8 protein-coding genes and 1 pseudogene are annotated in these 6,737 nt (G+C 73.2%); 4 read left to right on the top strand and 5 right to left on the bottom strand.

The window, feature by feature from the left end:
* The 4 genes from FNH05_RS28370 to FNH05_RS28355 form a co-directional block, all read left to right on the top strand.
* Positions 1 to 332: AMP-binding enzyme (locus tag FNH05_RS28370; protein WP_425458498.1), on the top strand; the 332-nt coding region annotated here is incomplete at its 5' end.
* Positions 329 to 1,555 carry a thiolase family protein gene (locus tag FNH05_RS28365; protein WP_144591912.1) on the top strand — a complete coding sequence of 409 codons (1,227 nt, stop codon included), beginning with the start codon at positions 329 to 331 and terminating at the stop codon, positions 1,553 to 1,555. The genes FNH05_RS28370 and FNH05_RS28365, both read left to right, overlap by 4 nt.
* Positions 1,552 to 2,226 carry an energy-coupling factor ABC transporter ATP-binding protein gene (locus FNH05_RS28360; protein WP_144591911.1) on the top strand — a complete coding sequence of 225 codons (675 nt, stop codon included), beginning with the start codon at positions 1,552 to 1,554 and terminating at the stop codon, positions 2,224 to 2,226. Before FNH05_RS28365 ends, FNH05_RS28360 begins: the two co-directional genes overlap by 4 nt.
* Positions 2,223 to 2,825 carry an energy-coupling factor transporter transmembrane component T family protein gene (locus FNH05_RS28355; protein ID WP_144591910.1) on the top strand — a complete coding sequence of 201 codons (603 nt, stop codon included), beginning with the start codon at positions 2,223 to 2,225 and terminating at the stop codon, positions 2,823 to 2,825. Before FNH05_RS28360 ends, FNH05_RS28355 begins: the two co-directional genes overlap by 4 nt.
* Here FNH05_RS28355 and FNH05_RS28350 read toward each other — a convergent pair.
* The 5 genes and pseudogenes from FNH05_RS28350 to FNH05_RS28330 form a co-directional block, all read right to left on the bottom strand.
* Positions 2,826 to 3,445: pseudogene (locus FNH05_RS28350) on the bottom strand (nucleotidyltransferase family protein).
* A gap of 145 nt (positions 3,446 to 3,590) precedes the next feature.
* Positions 3,591 to 3,911 carry a hypothetical protein gene (locus FNH05_RS28345; protein ID WP_144591909.1) on the bottom strand — a complete coding sequence of 107 codons (321 nt, stop codon included), beginning with the start codon at positions 3,909 to 3,911 and terminating at the stop codon, positions 3,591 to 3,593.
* A 53-nt stretch (positions 3,912 to 3,964) separates the two neighbouring features.
* Positions 3,965 to 4,846 carry a cytochrome c-type biogenesis protein gene (locus FNH05_RS28340; protein WP_186382781.1) on the bottom strand — a complete coding sequence of 294 codons (882 nt, stop codon included), beginning with the start codon at positions 4,844 to 4,846 and terminating at the stop codon, positions 3,965 to 3,967.
* Entirely contained in the window at positions 4,843 to 5,394 is a 552-nt protein-coding gene (locus FNH05_RS28335; RefSeq protein ID WP_144591907.1) for a TlpA family protein disulfide reductase, read from the bottom strand. Before FNH05_RS28335 ends, FNH05_RS28340 begins: the two co-directional genes overlap by 4 nt.
* On the bottom strand, positions 5,391 to 6,737 hold a 1,347-nt coding region (locus FNH05_RS28330), incomplete at its 5' end, for a cytochrome c-type biogenesis CcmF C-terminal domain-containing protein (RefSeq protein ID WP_144591906.1). The genes FNH05_RS28330 and FNH05_RS28335, both read right to left, overlap by 4 nt.

The following is a 6,737-nucleotide window of genomic DNA, read 5'->3' as shown; positions in this document are numbered from 1 at the left end:
GAGCGATGCTGTCCAGCGGGGGCGGGCTGGTTCCGGCCGAAGAGGTCGAACGCGTCCTGCGCGAGGTCCCGGGCGTCGGCGACGTCGTGGTCGCCGGTACCCCGCACGCGACGCTGGGTTCCCTGGTGACCGCCGTGGTCGAACCCGATGAAACGCCGGTTTCGCTGACCGCGCTACGGGCGGCGGCCAAGGAGAACCTGGCACCGGGCAAGCGGCCCCGCCGCTGGCTCGCTGTGAAGGCACTCCCCCGCACCGCCTCCGGCAAGCCCGCGCGCGCCGCGATCGGGGAAATGCTCCGAGACGGCACGCTCGCCGCGGAACCGCTGACATGAGCGAGGACCGCACCCCCGTGGTCATCGCGGCCCGGCGCACCCCGATCGGGACCGCGGGCGGCGGGCTGCGGCGGTTCGAGGCCGACCGGCTCGCCGCGCCGGTCCTGCAGGCGGTGCTCGCCGACGCCGGGCTGGACGGTGCCCGTTTGGACGGTGCTGGATTGGACAGTGCCCGTTTGAACAGTGCCGGATTGAACGGTGCCGGATTGAACAGTGCCGGTTTCAACAGTGCCGGGTTCACTGTCGACGACGTCCTGCTGGGCAATGTCTTCGGCCCCGGCGGCAATCCCGCCCGGGTGGCCGCGCTGCGCGCCGGCCTCGGCGAGACCGTGCCGGGGATGACCGTCGACCGGCAGTGCGCCAGCGGGCTGGCCGCGATCACCCTGGCCGCCGCCCTGGTCCGCGCGGGCGAGGGCGAGGCCTACCTGGCGGGCGGCGTGGAGAGCGCGTCGACCGCGCCGTACCGCTTCCACCGGCCGGATTCTCCCACCGAACCGCCCCGCCCGTACACGCGGGCACCGTTCGCCCCCGCCGAGATCGGCGATCCCGACATGGGGCCCGCCGCGGATCTCGTCGCCGCGGAGGCCGGTATTTCACGGGAGCGGCAGGACGTCTTCGCGGCGCGCAGTCACGCGCGCGCCGTCGCCGCGCAACGGAACGGCCGTTTCGCGGCCGAACTGGTTCCCCTCGGCGGGCTCGACCGGGACGAACGGCCCCGCGAAGGGTTCACTGTGGACCGACTGGCCCGTTTCCGCCCCGCCTTCGGCGAGAACGGCACCGCGACCGCGGCCAACTCCTGCGGTATCAACGACGGCGCCGCGGTCGTGCTGGTGACCAGCGAAGCGGTGCGGCGGCGGCTGGGCGTGCCCGGAATGCGCCTGATCGCCTCGGCCACCTCGGGCGTCGACCCGAACCGGCTGGGGCTGGGCGCGGTGCCCGCCATGCGGAAGGTCCTGGACCGCACCCCGGAGGTGGTGGAGTTCACCGAGGCGTTCGCCGGGCAGGCCCTCGCCTGCCTGGACGCCGTGGGTCTCGACGAGGAGACGGTCAGCCCGGACGGTGGAGCGATCGCGCTCGGCCACCCGTGGGGTGCCTCCGGCGCGGTCCTCGTGGTGCGGCTGTTCACCACGCTCGTCCGCAGGCGGGCGGCCGCGACCGGGCTGAGCGCCCTTTCCTCCGGTGGCGGTCTCGGTGCGGCGGCACTGTGGGAGGCGGTCGGATGATCGAGTTCGAGCAGGTGGGGCACCGCTACGGCGACCGGGTCGTGCTCTCCGGCATCACCCTGAAGCTGCCGGAACGACGTGTCGGCTTCGTCGGGGCGAACGGCTCCGGGAAGTCCACTCTGGCCAGGACGATCAACGGTCTGGTCCACCCGGACACCGGGCGGGTGCTGGTCGACGGCCTGGATCCGGCGCGCGACGGCCGTACCGTGCGCCGCCGCGTCGGGTTCGTCTTCAGCAACCCGGACAGCCAGATCGTCATGCCCACCGCCGCGGAGGATGTCGCCTTCTCCCTGCGCCGCAGTGGTCTGTCCCAAAAGGAACGCCGGGACCGGGCGGTCGGGCTGCTGTCGGAGTTCGGGCTCGGCGGGCACGCCGACCACCCGGCCCACCAGCTCTCCGGCGGCCAGAAACAACTGCTCGCGCTGTGCTCGATGCTCGTGCTCGACCCCGCCGTGCTCGTGTGCGACGAGCCGACGACGCTGCTGGACCTGCGTCACAAACGGCAGTTCGCGCAGCGGCTGGAGGGCCTGCCGCAGCAGATCGTGCTGGTCACCCACGATCTGGAACTGCTGGCCGGGTTCGAGCGGGTGATCGTCCTTGACGAAGGCCGGGTCGTCGCCGACGACGAGCCAGGACCGGCGGTGCGCCACTACCGGAGGCTCCTCGAATGAACGGCGGAGGTTACGAACCGGGCTCCAGCCCGGTGCACCGGGCCCGGGCGGGACTGAAGCTGCTGATGCTGCTTCTGGTCACCGTGACCGTGTTCGCGGTGCGCTCCCCCCTCTGGCTCGGGGGCATCGGGCTGGCCGTCCTCGGCGGGTACGTGCTCGCCCGGGTGCCGGTGCGCCGGTCCTGGCGGGTGCTGCGGGCGATCGGCACGGTCGCGGTGGTCCTGTTCGGCTTCCAGTCCTGGCTGCAGGGCTGGGACACCGCGCTGGTGGTCTGCCTGCGGCTCGTCGCGACACTGGCCGCGGCGAACCTGTTCACGATCACCACGCGCGTCGAGGACCTGGTGGCCGCCATCGAACGGGCCGCCCGCCCGCTCCGCCGGTTCGGGGTCCGCCCCGAGCGGCTCGGCCTGCTGGCGGGGCTGACCGTGCGGGCGGTCACCGCGCTGTCCGCGATCGCCGAGGAGGTCCGGGAAGCCGCGAAGGCACGAGGCGCGGAACGCTCCGTCACCGGTTTCGCCGTCCCCTTCCTGGTGCGCACGCTGAACCATTCCGACGAACTCGGCGAAGCCCTCGCCGCCCGCGGCGAGGGCGAGGTGTAGTTACGCGGGATCGCCAGGAGATGTCGGCCAGGGAAGCACGGTCAGGGTTGGCCATTGTCGCCGCCAGCGGGCCGTCTTGGTCTCGTAGACGTGGCGGGGCGCTTGGACCGGGTTCGGGCGGACGACGAGGTTGAACACGTCCGCCAGGCCGTGTGGGGCGTAAATACGCCATCTCCCGTCGGCGAGACAGCATGTGGTGGCGGCGAAGGAGTCGATCGCGGCTTCGGTGCAGGGGTAGGGCGGGCACGGCACCCCGAACTTCTGTTCGTACCAGAGGTGGACCCGCGCTTCGTTGCGGATCTCCACGGTCGCGGGGATATCGGTGAACTGGGCATGACCGGCCTGGATGACGGTTCTTCGGCGTCCCAGGACAGGTCGGAGGCGTCGAAGTAGAACAGGTCGTAGTCCAGGATGCCCTCGGCGGCGGGTCGGCCGGTGACCACGTTCCACACCGTCTGGAACACGCAACCCGCCGTCAGATACCAGCCGGGCAGGCGCAGCTCGGCCGCCCCGGCCAGGACACCGGTCAAGACGGTGTTGTGGCTGAGGATGTCGCGCAGGGCCTCGATCTGTTCGTCGACAGCCAGTCGGCTGAGCAGCAAGTTGTTGTCTGCCAACATATTCGGACCGACAGCGCGCGCAACGCTGGCGGCCCTGGACGGTGGATCGAGTGTTCATCGCCGATGCGGTTCGTGCTCGCCGACGCCATCGCCGTTCGCCGCCGGCTGGGAAGCGTCCCGTTCGGGGCCGCAGAGGCAATCCCGGCTATCCGCGTTCTTTCCCCGGCAGTGATCCACCTTGCAGGAAGGCCTCGTAAGCCTCACGCGCGTCTTCGTCAACCTCGGGCTGTTGACGGCTGTAGCGACCGTCGGTCCGGTCCCGCTTGGGGCCGGAGAGCCAGAATTCCTCACCCGAATCGGCATCAAAGAAGTTGGCGTCAAACATTCCGGGCCACCGGCGAAGCGTGCGACCGTGGAAGTACGCGGTCTTCCACGTCTTCGAGAAGCGGACCCACCCGACCCAGGAGGGACCACGATCAAGGTCGTACCCGGTCTTCAACTGGACGTACATGATCCGGTCCGGCATCAGGAAAGCGTAACGGGGCCACCTGCCGAACCGCAGCACATTTTTTCCGGCTACTAATCCGCCAGCACACGGCGCACTTCGGCGGCGGCGGGATGCCCGGGGGCAACCGCCAGGAAGTGTTCGAGGGTCCGCCGCGCCGCCGGATCGTGCCCGGCCCGCTGGGCGAGTCCCAGTACCAGCAGGGCGTTCTCGTCGCCGGGCCGCTCGGTGAGCGCCTGCGCCGCCGACCGCCCGGCCTCCGCGGGCTGCCCCGCGCGGAGCTGGGCGAACGCCAGGCGCAACAGCACTGCGGCGTCGGGCCGGAGTTTCCACGCCACCTGGTAGGCCTGCGCCGCCGCCGCGAACCGGCCCTGTGCTTCGAGGGTCTCGCCGATCGCCACCTGCGCGGCCACCGGATCGACCGGCTGCGCGGCGGCCGGGGCCTCGCCACCCGCGAGCCTTCCCGCCGCGAGCGCGACCCCGCAGACCAGCGCCACCAGTGCCGCCGCGGTGATACCCCACGCATACCGCTTCAGCCACGGCACGCCGTTCACGACGGGCCCGGCCGCCGCGGGACGCCGCCGGCGGACCGTCCGGAACCCCAGCGCCAGCACCCCGGCCAGCACGACGCCGGGCAGGACCCACAGCAGGGCCCCCGCCCCGCCGGGCGAAGGATCGGCGAGCACCTCGGGCCCGTAGCGCCGCACGAAGAAGTCTTCGACCTGCTCAACCGTGCGTCCCGAAGCCAGCTGACGGCCGATCTCGGCGCGCATCGCGTCCGCCACGGGCGAGTGGGAGTCCGCCACCGTCTCGCCCTGGCAGGCCGGGCAGCGGAGTTCGGCGGCGAGCCGCGCCGCGGGGTCCTCACCCCCGGCGCCCGAACGCCACAGCGCCACCCCGGCGGCGGCCCCGCAGACGAGCAGCAACGCCACCATCAGCAGACGCCGCGCGCTCACGGCCTGCTCACCGCGGCGAGCGTGTCGTCGAGCCACTGGCCGGTCACCGGGCCGACCGCGTGGACCCGGATGTGCCCGGCGGGGTCCACCACGAAGGTCTCGGGCACGCCCTTCACCCCCCATCGCACGGCCTGTGTCCCGTCGGGATCGAGCACGGAAACCAGGCCGCTCGCGCCCGTTTCGGCCAGCAGCCGCCGCGCCGCCGTCAGGTCGTCGCGCATGGCCAGGCCGACGATCCGGATGCCGGAACCCGCGCGGCGCCGAGCCTGCTCCGCGAGCACCGGGAGCTCCTGCCTGCAGGGCCCGCACCAGGACGCCCACACGTTCACCACGACCACCTGCCCGCGCAGCGCGGCGAGGTCGAACGGGGCGCCCTCGAAGGTGCGGCCGGTCAGGGCGGGCGCGGGTTCGTCCCCGGTCGAGGTGAGCGGAAGCCCCGAGGAGCCCGAGCCCGGCGACGGGGAATCCAGGCCCCGGGCCAGCACGAATCCGAGCACGGCCAGGACCACCGCGGCCGGGGCGAACCACCACCGCCGCCCGCCGCTCATGCCGCGCTCGCCTCGGAAGACGGCACCGACGGCACCCGGGGCGGCAACGGGACCCCCGGCCCCGCCTTCGGGCGGATCAACGACAGCAGCCCGCCGAGGGCGGTGATCGCCCCGCCCGCCCACAGCAGGCCGACCAGGGGATCGACCGACAGGCGGACGGTGGCGTGCTGCCCGTCGGCGGCGACTCCGGTGACGGTGAGGTAGACGTCGCCTTCCGGACGGGAGCGGATCGCGGGGACGCTCACCGTGGTGTCGCGCGCCGGGTAGTAGTGCAGGGCGGCCTCGGCGGAGCCGAGCGCCGAACCCCGGCGGTCGAGCCGGAAACGGGCCGACGCGGTCATGCGGCCGGCACCCGCCGCGCGATCGACACCGGTGAGCGTGGCGGTCACGCCGTCCACGGTGACGGACTGGCCGACCGCGAGTCCGGCCTCCGCGTGCACGGTGCCGGCGCCGGAAGCCGCGATGCCCACGATCGCCACGGCGATCCCGGCATGCGCCAGCAGCCCGCCCCACCGCCTTCGGCGCAGGAGCGCGGGCAGTACCGGGCGGCCGGTGCTCCACACGGCCCGCACTTCGCCCGCGAGGACCCGGCCCAGCCCGGCCAGCACGAACGCGGCCGCGCCGAAGGCGATCAGTGCGGGCATTCCGGGGCGGGCGAGCAGGCCGGTCACGGCGATCGCCGCCAGTGCCGCGAGCACGGGCACGGCCAACCGGTGGCACAGGGCACCCGGCGAGTCGGCGCGGGGGCGCACCAGCGGCCCCGCGCCCATCAGCAGCAGGGCCGCCAGTGCGATCGGCACCGCGGTGCGGTCGAAGTACCCCGGCCCCACCGACAGCCTGCGGCCGGTCAGGCCCTGCGCCAGCAACGGGAACACGGTCCCGGTGAGCACGACCGCCGTCAGCACCGCGAACACCAAGCCGTTGGCGAGCAGGACACGCTCCCGAGACAGCCCAGGCGCGGCCGCGGCGGGCCCGAAGGTGCCCGCCCGCCGGATCAGCAGACCGGTCACCACGGCCGCCACGAGCAGGACGAACCCGAGCAGCATCGGCCCCAGCGGGGACGCGGTGAAGCTGTGCACGCTGGCCACCGCGCCGGACCGGGTGAGGAAGGTGCCCAGCAGGACCAGCAGGAAGGTCGACGAGTAGAGGGTCACCGCCCAGCCGGTGAGCCCGGCCCGGCGGTGCGGCAGGGTCAGGTGCAGGGCGGCCGTCGCGGTCAGCCACGGCAGCAGGGAAGCGTTCTCCACGGGGTCCCACGCCCAGTACCCGCCCCAGCCGAGCACCGCATAGGACCACCACGCGCCCAGCACGATCCCCGCCGTGAGGAAGGTCCAGGCCACCAG

This window comes from Amycolatopsis rhizosphaerae (assembly GCF_007713715.1).
In the GTDB taxonomy this organism is placed as follows: domain Bacteria; phylum Actinomycetota; class Actinomycetes; order Mycobacteriales; family Pseudonocardiaceae; genus Amycolatopsis_E; species Amycolatopsis_E rhizosphaerae.
Note: the sequence above shows the minus strand (reverse complement) of the source record. Positions and strands in the feature narration are given on the sequence as shown.

Coding starts and splice junctions, on each gene's coding strand:
- FNH05_RS28355 (WP_144591910.1), top strand. CDS start 2,223: ATGAACGGCGGAGGTTACGAACCGGGCTCCAGCCCGGTGCACCGGGCC.
- FNH05_RS28335 (WP_144591907.1), bottom strand. CDS start 5,394: ATGAGCGGCGGGCGGCGGTGGTGGTTCGCCCCGGCCGCGGTGGTCCTG.
- FNH05_RS28360 (WP_144591911.1), top strand. CDS start 1,552: ATGATCGAGTTCGAGCAGGTGGGGCACCGCTACGGCGACCGGGTCGTG.
- FNH05_RS28345 (WP_144591909.1), bottom strand. CDS start 3,911: ATGCCGGACCGGATCATGTACGTCCAGTTGAAGACCGGGTACGACCTT.
- FNH05_RS28365 (WP_144591912.1), top strand. CDS start 329: ATGAGCGAGGACCGCACCCCCGTGGTCATCGCGGCCCGGCGCACCCCG.